Genomic DNA, 13,706 nt, shown 5'->3' on the forward strand with positions numbered 1-13,706 from the left:
GCGAACCCCGTATTCCCGAGATAGATTGAGAGCCACCACCATGCCATCTTTTGATACCGTCTGCGAAGCCAACCTGGTCGAAGTGAAGAACGGCGTAGAAAACACCGCCAAGGAGATCGGTACCCGCTTCGATTTCAAGGGCACTTCCGCCAGCATCGAGATCAAGGACAAGGAGATCACGCTGATCGGCGACGCCGACTTCCAACTGACCCAGATCGAGGACGTGCTGCGCAACAAGCTGACCAAGCGCAATGTGGACGTGCGCTTCCTGGACATGGGCGACGTGCAGAAGATGGGTGGCGACAAGGTCAAGCAGGTCATCAAGGTGCGCAACGGCATCGAGAGCGAGCTGGCCAAGAAGATCCAGAAGCTCATGAAGGAAAGCAAGCTCAAGGTGCAGGCCGCCATCCAGGAGGACAAGGTGCGCATCACCGGCGCCAAGCGCGACGACCTGCAGGCGGCCATGGCGCTGATCCGCAAGGAGGTGACCGACGTGCCGCTGTCGTTCGACAACTTCCGCGACTGACGCGTTCTCACCATGCGCCCTCTGCGTTCCGCCCTCTCCTTCGCACTCGCCGCCGGCCTGGCATGGCCGCTGGCGGCACAGCCATCCGGTCAGTCCATCGCGCTGGCCGGCATGCTGGGGAGCAAGGCCTTGCTGGTGGTCGATGGCGGGGAGCCACGTGCCGTCGGCCCCGGAGAGACGCACCAGGGCGTGAAGGTGCTGTCCGTCACGCGCGACGAAGCCACCGTGGAAGTCCAGGGCACCCGGCGCCTGTTGCGGCTCGGCGAATCCCCCGTGGCGCTGGGTTCCAGCGGCAGCGGCAAGCGCATCGTCCTCATCGCCGACAACCAGGGCCACTTCGTCAACACCGGCACCATCAACGGCAAGCAGATGAAGTACATGGTGGACACCGGTGCGTCCGTGGTCGCCATCGGCAAACCCGATGCAGACCGCATGGGCATCAAGGTCGACGACAGCCAGAAGGTGGTCATGAGCACGGCCAATGGCTCTGCCGTCGGCTGGCGTGTGCGCCTGAACTCGGTGCGCCTGGGTGACGTGGAAGTGCTGGGCGTGATGGCGGTCATCATGCCCGAGGGCATGCCCTTCGTGCTGCTGGGCAACAGCTTTCTGACCCAGTTCCAGATGACACGCAACAACGACCAGATGGTGCTGGAAAAGCGCCATTGAGCGCTTCGGCCCGCCACACCCCCCCCATGAACGCCATCGCCCTGCCCAGCAACAGCCCGCCCGAAGGCGAGTACGAGGACCTGCTGAGTCTGTGGTCGGACCTGGAGTCGGGCCTGTCGGTGCTGCTGTCCAAGCCGCTGCAGGTGCAGGACTTCCCGGGCAAGGTGCGCAGCTTCGACCTGTGGCTGCAGGAACTGGTGGCGCACGACATCGATGCGGCGCTGTACCTCATGTTCCAGCTCGCCTCCACCTCGTCGGTGGGCTACAGCGCAGCGCATGCGCTGGTCTGCGGCACCCTGTGCCACATCATGGCGCAGGACCTGCGCCTGGCGCCCAGCGAGCGCGACAGCCTGGTGCGCGCCGCGCTCACCATGAACATCGGCATGACCTCACTGCAGGACGAGCTGGCCGAGCAGCGCGAGCGCCCTAGCAGCGCCCAGCAGGAGGCCATCCGCAGCCACCCCGAGGAAAGCCAGGCCCTGCTGGAGCGCCTGTTCGTGAACGACCAGCTGTGGCTCGACGTCGTGGGCCAGCACCACACCAACATGGCCGACCAGGTTCCCCTGGCCCAGCAGAACCCCGAAGACCGCCTGACACGCATCCTGGGCACCATCGACCGCTACGCGGCCATGATCAGCCCGCGCAAATCGCGTGCGGGGCGCAGCGCCACCGATTCGGTGCGCGCCATCGTGGGCCAGGAAGTGGACCAGCGCGACGAAGTGAGCTACACGCTCGTGCGCTCCATCGGCCTGTGCCCGCCCGGCACCTTCGTGCGGCTGGACAACGGCGAGGTGGCCATCGTGCTGCGCCGCAGCGAAAAAGCCAACTACCCGCTGGTGGCCAGCCTGCTGGACCCGGTGGGCCAGCAGCAGAACCTGCCCAACCTGTACCAGACGGCCAGCGGCAAGCCGCGCATCCAGTCGGCCGTGGCGCGCTCTGCCGTCAAGGTGGAGCTCAACCACCGCACCATGGTGCGCCTGGGCCTGTATGCCGCACAGCGCATCTCGGGCATGCGCTCGCTCATCACGGCGCCCGCATCGCTTGGGGCGCGTTGACCCCTGTTCATGCCGCGGGGTCTTCTCCCCCCGCCAGGGCGAGGGATTGGGAATTGGGAAAAAGGGCTCAGCCCTTGGCGCCCTTGGCCTTGCCCACCTTGCTGCTGCCCAGACGCGACTCCTTGCCTTCGAGCAGGCGCTGGATGTTCTCCTTGTGGCGCCAGGCCAGCAGCAGGCCCATCACCACGATGGCGCCAGCAATGCGGTTGTCGGCATTCCAGACCACGCCATCGGCCAGCAGGTAGTACATCGGCGCGAACAGGGCTGCCGCCAGCGAGGCCAGCGACGAGTAGCGAAAGAAGAAGGCGATGATCACCCAGGTGACGGCCGTGGCCAGACCCAGCCAGCCGCTCACGCCCAGCAGCACGCCAAGCGCCGTGGCCACGCCCTTGCCGCCTTCGAAGCGGAAGAACACCGGCCACAGGTGTCCGAGGAAGGCCGCCAGGCCCACCAGGGCCATGGTGCCCTCCTGCAGGCCGTAGGGCTTGCCGAACCAGGCCACCAGCGCCACCGGCAGCCAGCCCTTCACGGCGTCCAGCAGCAGCGTGACGACGGCCGCCACCTTGCTGCCCGAGCGCAGCACATTGGTGGCGCCCGGGTTCTTGCTGCCATAGGTGCGCGGGTCGCGCATGCCCATGGCGCGCGTCACGATCACGGCAAACGACAGCGAGCCGAGCAGGTAGGCCGCCACGGTGGCGAGGATGGGGTACACGGCGGTCAATTCAGTTCCTTGGATGGGGTGCGTGCCGACAGCGGCGCAGGGCCGCTATTCTGCCAGCGCGCAGTGCACGGTCTGCGCACCGAGCAGTTGCACGCAGACCTCTGGGTCGATCTGCACCAGAAAACCGCGCCGCCCGCCATTGATGGCGATGCGCGGCAGCGCGAGGATGCTGCCCTCGATGTAGACCGGCATCTCGCGCCGCGTGCCGAAGGGCGAGGTGCCGCCCACCAGGTAGCCGCTGTGCCGGTTGGCCACCTCGGGGGCGCAGGGCTCGACCGACTTGGCGCCGATCTGCCGCGCCAGGTTCTTGGTGGAGACCTTGCGGTTGCCGTGCATCAGCACGATCAGGGGTTTGGCATTCTGGTCCTGCATCACCAGGGTCTTGACCACCGTGAAGGGATCGAGCCCCAGCACCTCGGCGCTGTGCAGGGCGCCGCCATGCTCCAGGTACTCGTAGGGGTGCTCGGTGAAGGCCACCTTGCGGGCCTTGAGCAACTGGGTGGCGGGGGTTTCGGAGACATGTTCTTTCTTGGCCATGGTGCACCGATGGTACCCGCCCGATTCAGCCAGAGCGCCTGCGCCGCCCCACCTTGCGCTTGCCGTACTGTTCGATGGCCGCCACCAGCACGCCCGTGAACTCCTGCACCAGCGGCGGTGGCACCCGGCCGTCCAGCGCCAGCACCTGCAGGCGGCGCTGCTGCAGCTGCACGTCCTCGAAAGGGCGGGCGGCGAGCACGCCCTCTTCCACCCAGCGCGCGGCCGTGAGGTAGCTGGCCAGCGCCACATCGCGCGGGCCCAGCAGCGGCAGCAGGGCCGACGAGAAGTTGCTCACCACGGCCGGTGTGTAGCGCAGGCCCTGCAGCGTGCACGACAGGTCGAACAGCTGGCGCCCCGTGATGCCGGCCGTGCCCAGCAGCAGCGGGTAGCGCACCACATCGGCCACGCTTACGCTGCGCTGCTGCGCCAGGGGGTGCGCCGCCACTGTGATGGCGAATACGGGCGCAATGGCCGAATGCAGCACCGCCAGGCCCTTTTCGGGCGCCACGCTGTACTTGAGGGCCAGGTCCGCGTCGCCGCGCAGCACCTGGGTCGACACCTCCTCGGGCGTGCCCACGTGCAGTTGCAGCTCCACCTCGGGGTGCATTCCGCGGAACTGCGCCATCACCAGGGGCATGAAGCCCGCCGCAAAGCCCTCCGTACAGGCCAGCCGCACACGCCGCGCCTCCTGCGCAGCCAGGCCCTGCAGCTGCTCCACCAGTTGGGCCGACTCCTGCGCATGCGCGCCCGCATGCGCCAGCAGGCGCTCACCCGCGACCGTGAGGCGCATGCCGCGCGACTGCCGCTCGAACAGCGCCACGCCCAGCGAATCCTCCAGCTTGCCCAATTGCCGGCTCACGGCCGACGCGGCCACATGCAGGCGCTGCGCGGCCTGGTTGACCGAGCCGGTGCGCGCCACCTCCAGGAAGTAGCGCAGGGGCAGGCTCAGCAGGGACAGGGGCATGGGTGCTTTTGTATTGCCTTTGAGGCAATGGACAGTTGCTTATTCTCTAGGAATAGCAATGGTAAACCAGCATCGATCTTGCGTGCATCGAGGCTCCAATCAACCCATCGCCACGCCGCGCCCGCCCCTTGCGGTGCAAAGCCCGGCGCCCTACCCTGGAGCCCCCATGACACAACGCCTTCGAGTCCCCCTGCTGATGGCCGCGCTTGCCGCGGCCTGCGGCATGGCCGGTGCGCAAACAGCCGCGGCCGCCAAGGACACCTGGCCCGACCAGAGCGTGCGCCTGGTCGTGCCCTTCCCGCCCGGCGGCGGCACCGACGCGGTGGCCCGCGCCCTCGGCCAGAAGCTCGGTACCCGCCTGGGCACGCCGGTGGTGGTGGACAACAAGCCCGGCGCCTCCACCATCATCGGCACCGAGGCCGTGGTGCGCGCCAAGCCCGACGGCTATACGCTGCTGGTCTCGGGCTCCACCAGCTACTCGGTCAACCCCGCGCTGCGCGCCAAGCTGCCCTACGACCCGGTGAACGACCTGGTGCCCGTGGCCACCGTGGCACGCGCGCCCCTGGTCATGGTGGTCAGCGCCAATGCACCCTACAAGGACCTCAACGCCCTGATCGCGGCTGCCAAGGCCGCGCCCAAGGCCATTCACTACGCCACCTTCGGCTCCGGCTCGGGCCCGCACCTGGCAGGCGCGCTGCTCGAACAGGCAGCGGGCATTCAGCTGCAGGATGTGCCCTACCGCGGCAGCAGCCAGTCGCTGATGGCGTTGATCGGCGGCGAGATCCAGCTGGGCATCGACACCGTGGCCGCTGCTGCACCGCAGATCCGCGCGGGCAAGCTGCGCGCCCTGGCCATTGCGGGCAAGGCCCGCTCCAGCATGCTGCCCGGTGTTCCCACCGTGGCCGAACTCAAGCTGCCCGATGCGGCCTTCGACGCCTGGTACGCCATCGCCGCACCGGCGCGCACGCCACAGCCCGTCATCCGCCGGCTGGTGAGCGAGGTCGAGGCCGTCACGCGCGATCCCGCCATCCAGGAACAGATGCGCGCCCAGGGCATAGAGCCCGTGCACCTGGGGCCCGTGGCCACGCGGGCCGTGATCGACGACGAAATCGGGCGCTACCGCGCCCTGGCCCACCGCGCCAAAATCATTGTGGAGTGACGACGACATGACAACGACGATGAACCGGGACCAACTGCTCGCCAGCGTCCACCGCCATTTCGATGCGGGCCAGTTCGAGGCCGACCTGCGCCGCCGCGTGGGCTGGCGCACCGAAAGCGACACCGGCCAGCCCGGCGCCCCGGCACTGCGCCAGTACCTGACCGACGAGATCGTGCCCGGCCTCGAGCCGCTGGGCTTTGCCTGCGAGGTGCTCGACAACCCCGACCCACGCGGCGGCCCGGTGCTGCTGGCGCGCCGTGTGGAATCGGCCGACCTGCCCACGGTGCTGACCTACGGCCATGGCGACGTGGTCAACGGACAGGACGCCAACTGGCGCGAGGGCCTCTCGCCCTGGGAATTGAAGATCGAGGGCGACCGCTGGTACGGCCGCGGCACGGCGGACAACAAGGGCCAGCACACGGTGGTGCTCACGGCCCTGGCGCAGGCCATTGCGGCCCGCCAGGGGCGCCTGGGCTACAACGTGACCCTGCTCATGGAAATGGGCGAGGAAGCCGGCTCGCCAGGCCTGGCCGCCTTCTGCCAGCAGCAGCGCGAGGCGCTCAAGGCCGACCTGTTCATCGCCAGCGACGGCCCGCGCGTGAACGCGGCGCGGCCCACGCTGTTCCTGGGTTCGCGGGGCGCGATCAACTTCTCGCTCAAGGTGAACAGCCGCCCGCGGGCCTACCACTCGGGCAACTGGGGCGGCGTGCTGTCCAACCCGGCCACGGTGCTGGCCCATGCCGTGGCCAGCATGGTCGATGCGCATGGCCGCATGCTGGTGCCCGGCCTGCTGCCCCCGCCCCTCCCGGAAAAGCTGCGCACGGCCATGAAGGACGTGGTGATCGGCGGCGGCGCCGACGACCCGGCCCTGACCCCGGGCTGGGGCGAGCCCGGCCTGACACCGGGCGAGCAACTGGTGGGCTGGAACACGCTGGAGGTGCTGGCCCTGGGCGCAGGTTCGCCCGCGCGGCCCGTGAACGCCATCCCGTCGGGCGCCGTGGCGCACTGCCAGTTGCGCTTCGTGGTCGGCACGGACTGGCGCAAGCTCCAGGACATCGTGCGCGCCCACCTGGATGCCCACGGCTTTGCCGAGGTGGAGATCGAACTCGGCATGCAGTGCGGCGCCACGCGCCTGGACCTGCACAACCCCTGGGTGGACTGGGCGCTGGCCTCCATGCAGCACAGCGCAGGCCAACCCGCCACCTTGCTGCCCAACCTGGCCGGCTCGCTGCCCAACGACATCTTTGCCGACGACCTGCACCTGCCCACGCTGTGGGTGCCCCATTCGTACCCCGCCTGCGCCCAGCACGCGCCCAACGAGCACCTGCTGGCCAGCGTGGCCCGCGAAGGCCTGGCCGTGATGGCCGGGCTGTTCTGGGACCTGGGCGAGCCCGCGGGCGTGCCGTGGAAAGAAGGCGCGCTGGCCGCCGAGGCTACTGCGGCTTGACGGCGTGGTGACGGCCGGGCCGTCACCCGTTCGTCACAGCGCCGGGTCGCGCAGTTCCTGGCGAATGCCGTCGATGGCCTTGAGCACCTCGGGCGAGAGCGTGGTGCCCCAGGCGTTCAGGTCTTCCTCGAGCTGCGCCACCGAGGTCACGCCGAGGATGGTGCTGGCCACCTGCCACTTGGTGTAGCAGAACGCCAGCGCCAGTTGCGTCGGCGTGAGGCCGTTGGCGCGCGCCAGCGCGTTGTAGCGGCGCGCGGCTTCCAGTGCTTCGGGGCGGCCCCAGCGCTGCTTGCGCACCGATTCGTAGGACGAGATGCGGGCACCCTTGGGGGCATCGGGGCCGGTGGTGCCGCTCTCGTCGTACTTGCCGGTCAGCAGGCCGAAGGCCAGCGGCGAGTAGGCCAGCAGCGAGACGTTCAGGCGGTGGCAGGTCTCGTCCAGCCCGTTTTCCCAGGTGCGGTTGACCAGGCAGTACGGGTTCTGCACCGTGGCCACGCGCGGCAGGCCATGCTGCTCGGCCAGGCGCACGAATTCGTGCACGCCATAGGGCGTCTCGTTCGAGAGGCCGACATAGCGCACCTTGCCGGCCTTGACCAGGCCGGCCAGCGCATCGAGCTGTTCATGGATGGGGGTCTGCGAGGTTTCTTTCGCCGGGTCGTAGTACATGGCGCCGAAGGCCGGCACATGGCGCTCGGGCCAGTGGATCTGGTAGAGGTCGATCACGTCGATCTGCAGGCGGCGCAGGCTGCCTTCGCACGAGGCGACGATGTCGGCAGGCGCCATGCCCTTGCCTTCGCGCACCCAGGGCATGCCGCGCGAGGGGCCGGCCACCTTGGTGGCGACCACCAGCTTCTCGCGCGCGCCGGGGTTCTTGGCGAACCAGTTGCCGATGATGGTCTCGGTGGCGCCGAAGGTCTCGGCCTTGGCGGGCACCGCGTACATCTCGGCCGTGTCGATGAAATTCACGCCCCCTGCCAGCGAGCGGGCAAGGATGTCGTGGGAATCGGATTCGTTGACCTGTTCACCAAAGGTCATGGTGCCCAGGCAAATGGGGGTGACGTGCAGATCGCTCTGGCCGAGCTGGATGGTTTTCATGCGGACTCCGTTGGCAAGCCGCGCAGTTTACGGGTTGCCAGCAAACTCTGCTGGCATGAGCTTCTGCCGCCACCGAATAAGGACGACGCCCTATCCAGAGAGCCCCCACACCGTGCGCAGCAGCTGCAGCGTGGCCACGGTGGCCGGGTCGTGTTCGGCCGCACGCGGGTAGATGAAGCTCAGCAGCGCCCCGACCCGGGCATGCGGCCAGATGACCACCTCGCCGCGTTCGCTGGCGGGCAGCGCCACGTCCTCGCGCAGCAGCGACAGGCCCACACCTGCGCGCACCAGGCTTTGCGGCAGGGAGACCTCGTCGGACTCGATCACCTGGTGCGGCGTGAGCCCCTGGCGCGCGAACATGTCGCGCATCAGCGTCTGTACGTGGTGCAGCGGCGGCGCACCGATCCAGGGCATGGCCGCGATGTCGCGCCAGCCCGCATGCAGCACCTGCGCCGCCTGGCTGGCCGGCCCGGCAATGCGGTAGTGGATGGTCTGCAGCGCCAGGCCCATCACCTCGCGCGGAATGTTCGGGCCGATGTAGAACGCCCCCTGCAGCAGCCCGGCCGCAACCTGCTCGCGCAGCTCCTCGGCGGCGCCATTGCGTGTGCGGATCTCCAGGAGCGGCAGGCTGCGCACCAGCGCACCGAGCAGCGAGCCCAGGCGCAGGGTGTCGGGGTCGGCCACGGTGCCCAGGGTCAGCGAACCCGTGACCTCGCCCTGCAGGTCGCGCGCCCTGCCCAGCAGGTGGCCGGCCGCCGTCAGCACGTTCTCGGCCTCGGGCAGCAGGGCCTCGCCGGCCCGGGTCAGGCTGATGCGGCCCGGCCGCCGGTCGAACAGGGCCACGCCCAGTTCCTCCTCCAGCGCCTTGATCTGGGCGGTGATGGCAGGCTGGGTCAGGTGCAGGGCCTCGGCCGTGCGCGTCACATGGCCGAGCTTGGCCGCCGTGACGAAGGCACGCAGTTGGTAGATCTCCATGCCGCTCAGGCCACGGAGTGAAGGCAAAAGAAAGGTTCAGGCATCGGGCTGCATTGTGGCGTGGTCAGAAGGTGCGAATGAATCCGGTGTGTCCGAGCAGGCAGTCAAAACGCGCGCGATCCAGGCGCAAAGCGCAGCCATAGCGGGGGCGATGGCGAGCATTTGCAACGACGAGCGCGCGTGTTTTGGCGGCATGAGCGGGCATGGCGGGTTCGTTCACACCTTCTTATTGGTCAAGAAAGCGCACCTGCGTGGGCTCGATGCCCAGGCGCACCTCGGCGCCCGGCGCGAACATGGCCAGGCCCGCATAGTGCGGCTGGTCGGTGACCATGGCCACCTCGCCCACGCGCACCCGGTAGCGCGAGAACTCGCCCAGGAACTCGGCGCTCTCCACCAGGCCGTTGAGCCACAGGCGCGAGGCATCGACCTGCTCGTCGCGCACGCGGATGCTCACCTGGTGCGGCCGGAAGGCCAGCGCTGCCGCCCCCACGGCGGGCGGGTCGGCCGGCCGGGGCAGCGTGAGGTCGCCCAGGCCCTCGACGCGGAACACCAGCGTCTCGCCGCCGACCGACAGCACCTGCCCCTCGAGCAGGTTGGCCGTGCCCACGAAGCCCGCCACGAAACGGTTGATGGGAAAGTCGTAGAGCCCCGTTGCGGCCCCCACCTGCTGCAGGATGCCTTTGTCCAGCACGGCCATGCGGTCGGCCGTGGTCATGGCCTCTTCCTGGTCGTGCGTGACGAAGATGGTGGTCAGCCCCAGCTTGCGCTGCAGGTTCTTGAGCTCCTCGCGCATCTGCACGCGCAGCTGCTTGTCCAGGTTGGACAGGGGCTCGTCGAGCAGCAGCAGCTTGGGCTCGATCACCACCGTGCGCGCCAATGCCACGCGCTGCTGCTGCCCACCCGAGAGCTGCCCGGGCCGGCGCTGCGCATAGTCGGCCAGGCCCACCAGCTCCAGCACCGCGCCCACCTTGCGGCGGATGGCGTCCTTGGTCTCGCGCCGCTCCACCAGGCCGAAGGCCACGTTGTCCCACACCGTCATGTGCGGCCACAGCGCGTAGTTCTGGAACACCATGCCCACGTTGCGCGCATGCGGCGGCGTGCCGGTGATGTCCTGCCCGTCCACCAGCAGCTCGCCGCGCTGGTGCTGGTTAAAGCCCGCGATCAGCCGCAGCAGGGTGGACTTGCCCGAGCCCGAGGGCCCGAGCAGCGCAAAGAACTCACCGGGCTCGATGCGCAGGTTCACGTCGCGCAGCACCTCGGTGCTGCCATAGCTCAGGCTGATGTGCCGGGCTTCGAGAGAGACTTTGTTCAGATGCATGGAATGTTCATCCCTGTTTGGCCTGCACCGTGGTGCGCGAGCGCTCCACGAAGCGGTGCGAGAAATACGTGCCCAGGCCCACCACCACCACGGCCAGCACGCCCAGGGCCGCGCCCGGGCCGCGGCCCGAGATGCTCTGCATGTACAGGTAGATGCCGTAGCTCATGGGCGCCTGGCTCTGGGCCGAGGCGAGCAGGATGGTGGCCGACAGCTCCACCGCGGCCGTGATGAAGCTGGTGACGAAGCCCGCCAGAATGCCGCCCATCATCAACGGCACCATGATGCGGCGGATGGTGGACAGGCGCGATGCCCCCAGGCTCTGCGCCGCCTCTTCCAGCGATACATGCACCTGCTGCAGCGCCGCCATGCACGAGCGCAGCGCATACGGCAGGCGCCGCACCGCATAGGCCAGCATGATCAGCACCCAGGTGGCGACCACCGGCGTGTCAGTGAACGGCAGGCTCACGCCCTTGAACATGCGCAGGTAGCCGATGGCCAGCACCAGCCCCGGAATGGCCAGCGCGGCCGACGCCAGGTAGTCGAGCCAGCGGCGCGCCGGCAGCTGCGTGCGCAGGATCAGGTAGGCGATGGCCGTACCGATCACCACGTCCAGCCCGGCCGCGATGAAGCAGTAGAGCAGCGTGTTGCCGATCATCTGCTTGGAATCGGTGAACTCCGTGGCGTAGTGCTCCAGCGTGTAGGCATCGGGCAACACCGAGAAACTCCACACCTTGGAGAACGACATCAGCAGGATGCCGATGTGCGGTGCCAGCGTGACCAGCAGGATGAGCCCTATCCAGCCATAAGCCAGCACCGACTCCCAGGCCGACAGGCGCCGGCGCTGCAGCGAGCTACCGCCCTTTTGCAGGGTGGCGTAGTCCTTGCCCTTCATCACGCGCGCCGCCATCCACAGCGCCAGGATCGAAAAGGCGATCATGATCACGCTGATCACGTACCCGAGCGGGTCGTCGATGCCCACCGAGGTGATGCGCAGGTAGGCCTGGGGTGCGAGCATGTTGGTCACGCCCATCACCAGCGGCGTGCCCAGGTCGTCGAACACCTTCACGAACACCAGCGCCGCGCCCGCGAGGTAGCCCGGCATGGCCAGCGGGAAGATCACGCGGCGGAACAACCGCCAGCCGCGCGCACCCAGGTTCAGGGCCGACTCCTCCATGGCCCCGTCGATGTTGCGCATGGACGCCACGAGGTTCAGCAGGATGAACGGAAAGTAGTGGATGCTCTCGACGAAGGTCACGCCCACCAGGCCGTCCATGATGGGCACGGTGAAGCCCAGGTACTCGTTGAGCAGCAGGTTCACCGAGCCATTGCGCCCGAAGATCAGCTGCAGCGCCACGGCGCCGACAAAGGGCGGCATGATCAGCGGCAGCACGCCCAGGGTCTGGATCAGCAGCGCCCCGCGGAACTCGAAGCGCACCGTGAGGTAGGCCAGCGGCACCGCGATCAGGCTCGCAAAGAACACGCTGGCCAGCGACACCACGAGGCTGTTGAAGAACGACTCGCGGAACACCGACTGCGCAAAAAAATTGGCGAAGTGCCCGATGGTGAGCGCACCGGTCTCGTTGATGAAGGCGGTGTAGACCACGAGCCCCACGGGGATCAGCAGGAACAGCGCGAGAAAGGCCAGGATCAGCCCGAAGGCGAGCCAGGGCCCCACGCCCGTGAGGGCGTGCAGCAGACGGCGCGGGCGGGCCGCACCGGGCCCGGCGGCGCCGGGTTCGGAATAGACAGCGGACATGGCGGGGGCTTCCCGGCGCCCGCGAGGGGCGCCCTTGGATGAGAGAGATGCGATGCAGCTACTTGGCCAGGCCTTGGGCCTGCTGTGCCAGGCCGCGCGCGCGCTCATAGTTCTCGCGCGCCTTGGTGGCCCACAGTTGCTCCAGGCCCGTGAGCTGCTTGGAGACCTCGACGTCGCGCCGGTTCTTGCGGAACAGCGCGAGGAACTCCTCGTTCTTCACGTTGGACTCGCCCACCAGCGAGGTGTAGGCCAGGCTGCGCGCCTGGGCCAGCAGCTCGGACCCCTTGGGGTTGGGCTTGGCCTTCAGGGCCTTGTCGGCGTCGTGGATGGCGCGCGTGGCGGACTGCAGCTCCTTGAGACGAAAGGTCACCATCTGGTCGAACAGGCTGGTGACCACCTGGTAGCGGTTCTCGGACAGATCGGCGTCGAACTGCACCTTGGCGCGCTTGGCCACGTCCTGCGGCACGGGGTAGCCCGCGGGCGCCTTGAGGCTGCTGTAGGGCAGGATGGGCAGGCGGCTGATCTTGGGGTCGAACAGCAGCTGCTGCCCTTCGGTGGACATGCTGAAGGCCATGAACTTCCTGGCCTCATCGGTGTTCTTGCCGCCTGCGATCAGCGCGATGTTGGCCGGCACCACGGCCGTCATGGCCGGGTAGGCGAAGTCCACCGGAAAGCCCGAGTACTTGCCCGCCAGGCCGAAGAAGTCGATCACGATGCCGATGCCGTACTGGCCGTTGTTGACGCCATCGGGCACGGCAAAGCTGCGGTCGGTGACGGCAGCGGCATTGCCCATCATGGCCAGCAGCTGCGACCAGCCCTTGTCCCAGCCCTCGCCCTGCAAAATGGTCTCCACCGTGAGCTGCGTGGTGCCCGAGCGCGAGGGCGAGGAGATCGCCACGTGGCCGAAGTACTCGGGCCGCGTGAGGTCGGCCCACTCCCTGGGCGCGGGCAGCTTGTTGGCCTGCAGGTAGCGCGTGTTCCACATGATGCCGTAGCCCGCCAGCGCCTGGCCGTAGTACAGGCCCTGCGGGTCGTTGAGCGGGTAGTTGCCGATCTTGGCCGGCGCAGCGGGGTTCTTCGTGTCGGGTGCGGCCTGCAGCAGCTTGTTGCGCGCCAGCACCTCGAAGGCATCGGGGGCCGAGGCCCACATGATGTCGGGGCGCTGGCCCTCGGGCAGCTCACGCACGTAGGCGATCGCCGCCGTGGTGTTCTTGTTCAGGATCTCGATCTTGATCCCCGGGTTCTTGGCCTCGAAGGCCTTCTGGTAGGCCGTGGTCAGTTCCTTGGGGAAGGACGTGAGCACCGTCACGGTGCCCGCCTGGGCGCCTTGCACGAACAGACCGGCGGCCAGGGCTCCGGCACAAAGAATGCGCTGCATGCTTGTCTCCTCGATGTTCTAGTGGCCCCAATGTAGGGCGCGCCGACGGCCTGTGCCAATCATTGTTTCTGATGCGGCACATCAGTCACAAGACCTGTCGGGTTATCAC

General features: G+C 68.2%; 14 protein-coding genes. 5 read left to right on the forward strand and 9 right to left on the reverse strand.

The features are described 5' to 3' along the window. Nucleotides 1-40 precede the first annotated feature (40 nt). From AC07PA_RS14085 to AC07PA_RS14095, 3 genes are read left to right on the forward strand one after another with little or no spacing between them, the layout of a single operon-like run. On the forward strand, nt 41-526 hold the full coding sequence (locus AC07PA_RS14085; protein ID WP_494608236.1) for a YajQ family cyclic di-GMP-binding protein: 486 nt from the start codon (nt 41-43) through the stop codon (nt 524-526). A 12-nt stretch (nt 527-538) separates the two neighbouring features. After that, nucleotides 539-1,192, forward strand: a complete 654-nt coding sequence (locus AC07PA_RS14090; RefSeq protein ID WP_494608237.1) for a retropepsin-like aspartic protease family protein — start codon at nt 539-541, stop codon at nt 1,190-1,192. A 26-nt stretch (nt 1,193-1,218) separates the two neighbouring features. Beyond that, the gene (locus AC07PA_RS14095) at nt 1,219-2,247 is read left to right on the forward strand and encodes an HD-GYP domain-containing protein (RefSeq protein ID WP_007857415.1); all 1,029 of its coding nucleotides are present in this window, start codon (nt 1,219-1,221) and stop codon (nt 2,245-2,247) included. A gap of 67 nt (nt 2,248-2,314) precedes the next feature. Here AC07PA_RS14095 and plsY read toward each other — a convergent pair whose 3' ends face one another. Genes plsY through AC07PA_RS14110 form a run of 3 tightly spaced genes read right to left on the reverse strand, consistent with a single transcriptional unit; the run spans nt 2,315 to nt 4,469 of the window. Then, nucleotides 2,315-2,968, reverse strand: coding sequence for a glycerol-3-phosphate 1-O-acyltransferase PlsY (gene plsY, locus AC07PA_RS14100; protein ID WP_007857417.1), 654 nt, complete (start codon nt 2,966-2,968; stop codon nt 2,315-2,317). A gap of 45 nt (nt 2,969-3,013) precedes the next feature. Further along, nucleotides 3,014-3,505 carry an aminoacyl-tRNA deacylase gene (locus AC07PA_RS14105; protein WP_494608238.1) on the reverse strand — a complete coding sequence of 164 codons (492 nt, stop codon included), beginning with the start codon at nt 3,503-3,505 and terminating at the stop codon, nt 3,014-3,016. 25 nt (nt 3,506-3,530) lie between these two features. Further along, nucleotides 3,531-4,469: a LysR family transcriptional regulator gene (locus tag AC07PA_RS14110; RefSeq protein WP_494608239.1), complete on the reverse strand. Its 939-nt coding sequence runs from the start codon at nt 4,467-4,469 to the stop codon at nt 3,531-3,533. Between the two features lie 166 nt (nt 4,470-4,635). Between AC07PA_RS14110 and AC07PA_RS14115 the strand changes: the two genes are divergently transcribed. Together AC07PA_RS14115 and AC07PA_RS14120 are read left to right on the forward strand one after the other, a co-directional pair. Then, on the forward strand, nt 4,636-5,628 hold the full coding sequence (locus tag AC07PA_RS14115) for a Bug family tripartite tricarboxylate transporter substrate binding protein (RefSeq protein WP_494608240.1): 993 nt from the start codon (nt 4,636-4,638) through the stop codon (nt 5,626-5,628). A gap of 19 nt (nt 5,629-5,647) precedes the next feature. Next, the gene (locus tag AC07PA_RS14120) at nt 5,648-7,075 is read left to right on the forward strand and encodes a M20 family metallopeptidase (RefSeq protein WP_494608241.1); all 1,428 of its coding nucleotides are present in this window, start codon (nt 5,648-5,650) and stop codon (nt 7,073-7,075) included. Between the two features lie 33 nt (nt 7,076-7,108). On the opposite strand, the gene AC07PA_RS14125 is transcribed toward AC07PA_RS14120, so the two are convergent. From AC07PA_RS14125 to AC07PA_RS14150, 6 genes are all read right to left on the reverse strand, one after another. Beyond that, a complete protein-coding gene (locus AC07PA_RS14125) occupies nt 7,109-8,170 on the reverse strand; it encodes an aldo/keto reductase (protein ID WP_494608242.1) in 1,062 nt (353 codons plus the stop codon). 90 nt (nt 8,171-8,260) lie between these two features. Next, a complete protein-coding gene (locus tag AC07PA_RS14130; RefSeq protein WP_494608292.1) occupies nt 8,261-9,145 on the reverse strand; it encodes a LysR family transcriptional regulator in 885 nt (294 codons plus the stop codon). Nucleotides 9,146-9,209: 64 nt separating this feature from the next. Next, nucleotides 9,210-9,365: a hypothetical protein gene (locus AC07PA_RS14135; protein ID WP_494655377.1), complete on the reverse strand. Its 156-nt coding sequence runs from the start codon at nt 9,363-9,365 to the stop codon at nt 9,210-9,212. A 6-nt stretch (nt 9,366-9,371) separates the two neighbouring features. Then, entirely contained in the window at nt 9,372-10,457 is a 1,086-nt protein-coding gene (locus AC07PA_RS14140; protein ID WP_494608293.1) for an ABC transporter ATP-binding protein, read from the reverse strand. A 13-nt stretch (nt 10,458-10,470) separates the two neighbouring features. Then, nucleotides 10,471-12,219: an ABC transporter permease gene (locus AC07PA_RS14145; RefSeq protein ID WP_494608243.1), complete on the reverse strand. Its 1,749-nt coding sequence runs from the start codon at nt 12,217-12,219 to the stop codon at nt 10,471-10,473. A gap of 58 nt (nt 12,220-12,277) precedes the next feature. Then, the gene (locus tag AC07PA_RS14150) at nt 12,278-13,597 is read right to left on the reverse strand and encodes an ABC transporter substrate-binding protein (protein ID WP_494608244.1); all 1,320 of its coding nucleotides are present in this window, start codon (nt 13,595-13,597) and stop codon (nt 12,278-12,280) included. Nucleotides 13,598-13,706 lie beyond the last annotated feature (109 nt).

It is taken from the genome of Acidovorax sp. GW821-FHT09B03, from assembly GCF_059418305.1.

Coding starts and splice junctions, on each gene's coding strand:
- AC07PA_RS14125 (WP_494608242.1), bottom strand. CDS start 8,170: ATGAAAACCATCCAGCTCGGCCAGAGCGATCTGCACGTCACCCCCATT.
- AC07PA_RS14090 (WP_494608237.1), top strand. CDS start 539: ATGCGCCCTCTGCGTTCCGCCCTCTCCTTCGCACTCGCCGCCGGCCTG.
- AC07PA_RS14110 (WP_494608239.1), bottom strand. CDS start 4,469: ATGCCCCTGTCCCTGCTGAGCCTGCCCCTGCGCTACTTCCTGGAGGTG.
- AC07PA_RS14105 (WP_494608238.1), bottom strand. CDS start 3,505: ATGGCCAAGAAAGAACATGTCTCCGAAACCCCCGCCACCCAGTTGCTC.
- AC07PA_RS14145 (WP_494608243.1), bottom strand. CDS start 12,219: ATGTCCGCTGTCTATTCCGAACCCGGCGCCGCCGGGCCCGGTGCGGCC.
- AC07PA_RS14150 (WP_494608244.1), bottom strand. CDS start 13,597: ATGCAGCGCATTCTTTGTGCCGGAGCCCTGGCCGCCGGTCTGTTCGTG.
- AC07PA_RS14120 (WP_494608241.1), top strand. CDS start 5,648: ATGAACCGGGACCAACTGCTCGCCAGCGTCCACCGCCATTTCGATGCG.
- AC07PA_RS14130 (WP_494608292.1), bottom strand. CDS start 9,145: ATGGAGATCTACCAACTGCGTGCCTTCGTCACGGCGGCCAAGCTCGGC.
- AC07PA_RS14095 (WP_007857415.1), top strand. CDS start 1,219: ATGAACGCCATCGCCCTGCCCAGCAACAGCCCGCCCGAAGGCGAGTAC.
- AC07PA_RS14115 (WP_494608240.1), top strand. CDS start 4,636: ATGACACAACGCCTTCGAGTCCCCCTGCTGATGGCCGCGCTTGCCGCG.
- AC07PA_RS14085 (WP_494608236.1), top strand. CDS start 41: ATGCCATCTTTTGATACCGTCTGCGAAGCCAACCTGGTCGAAGTGAAG.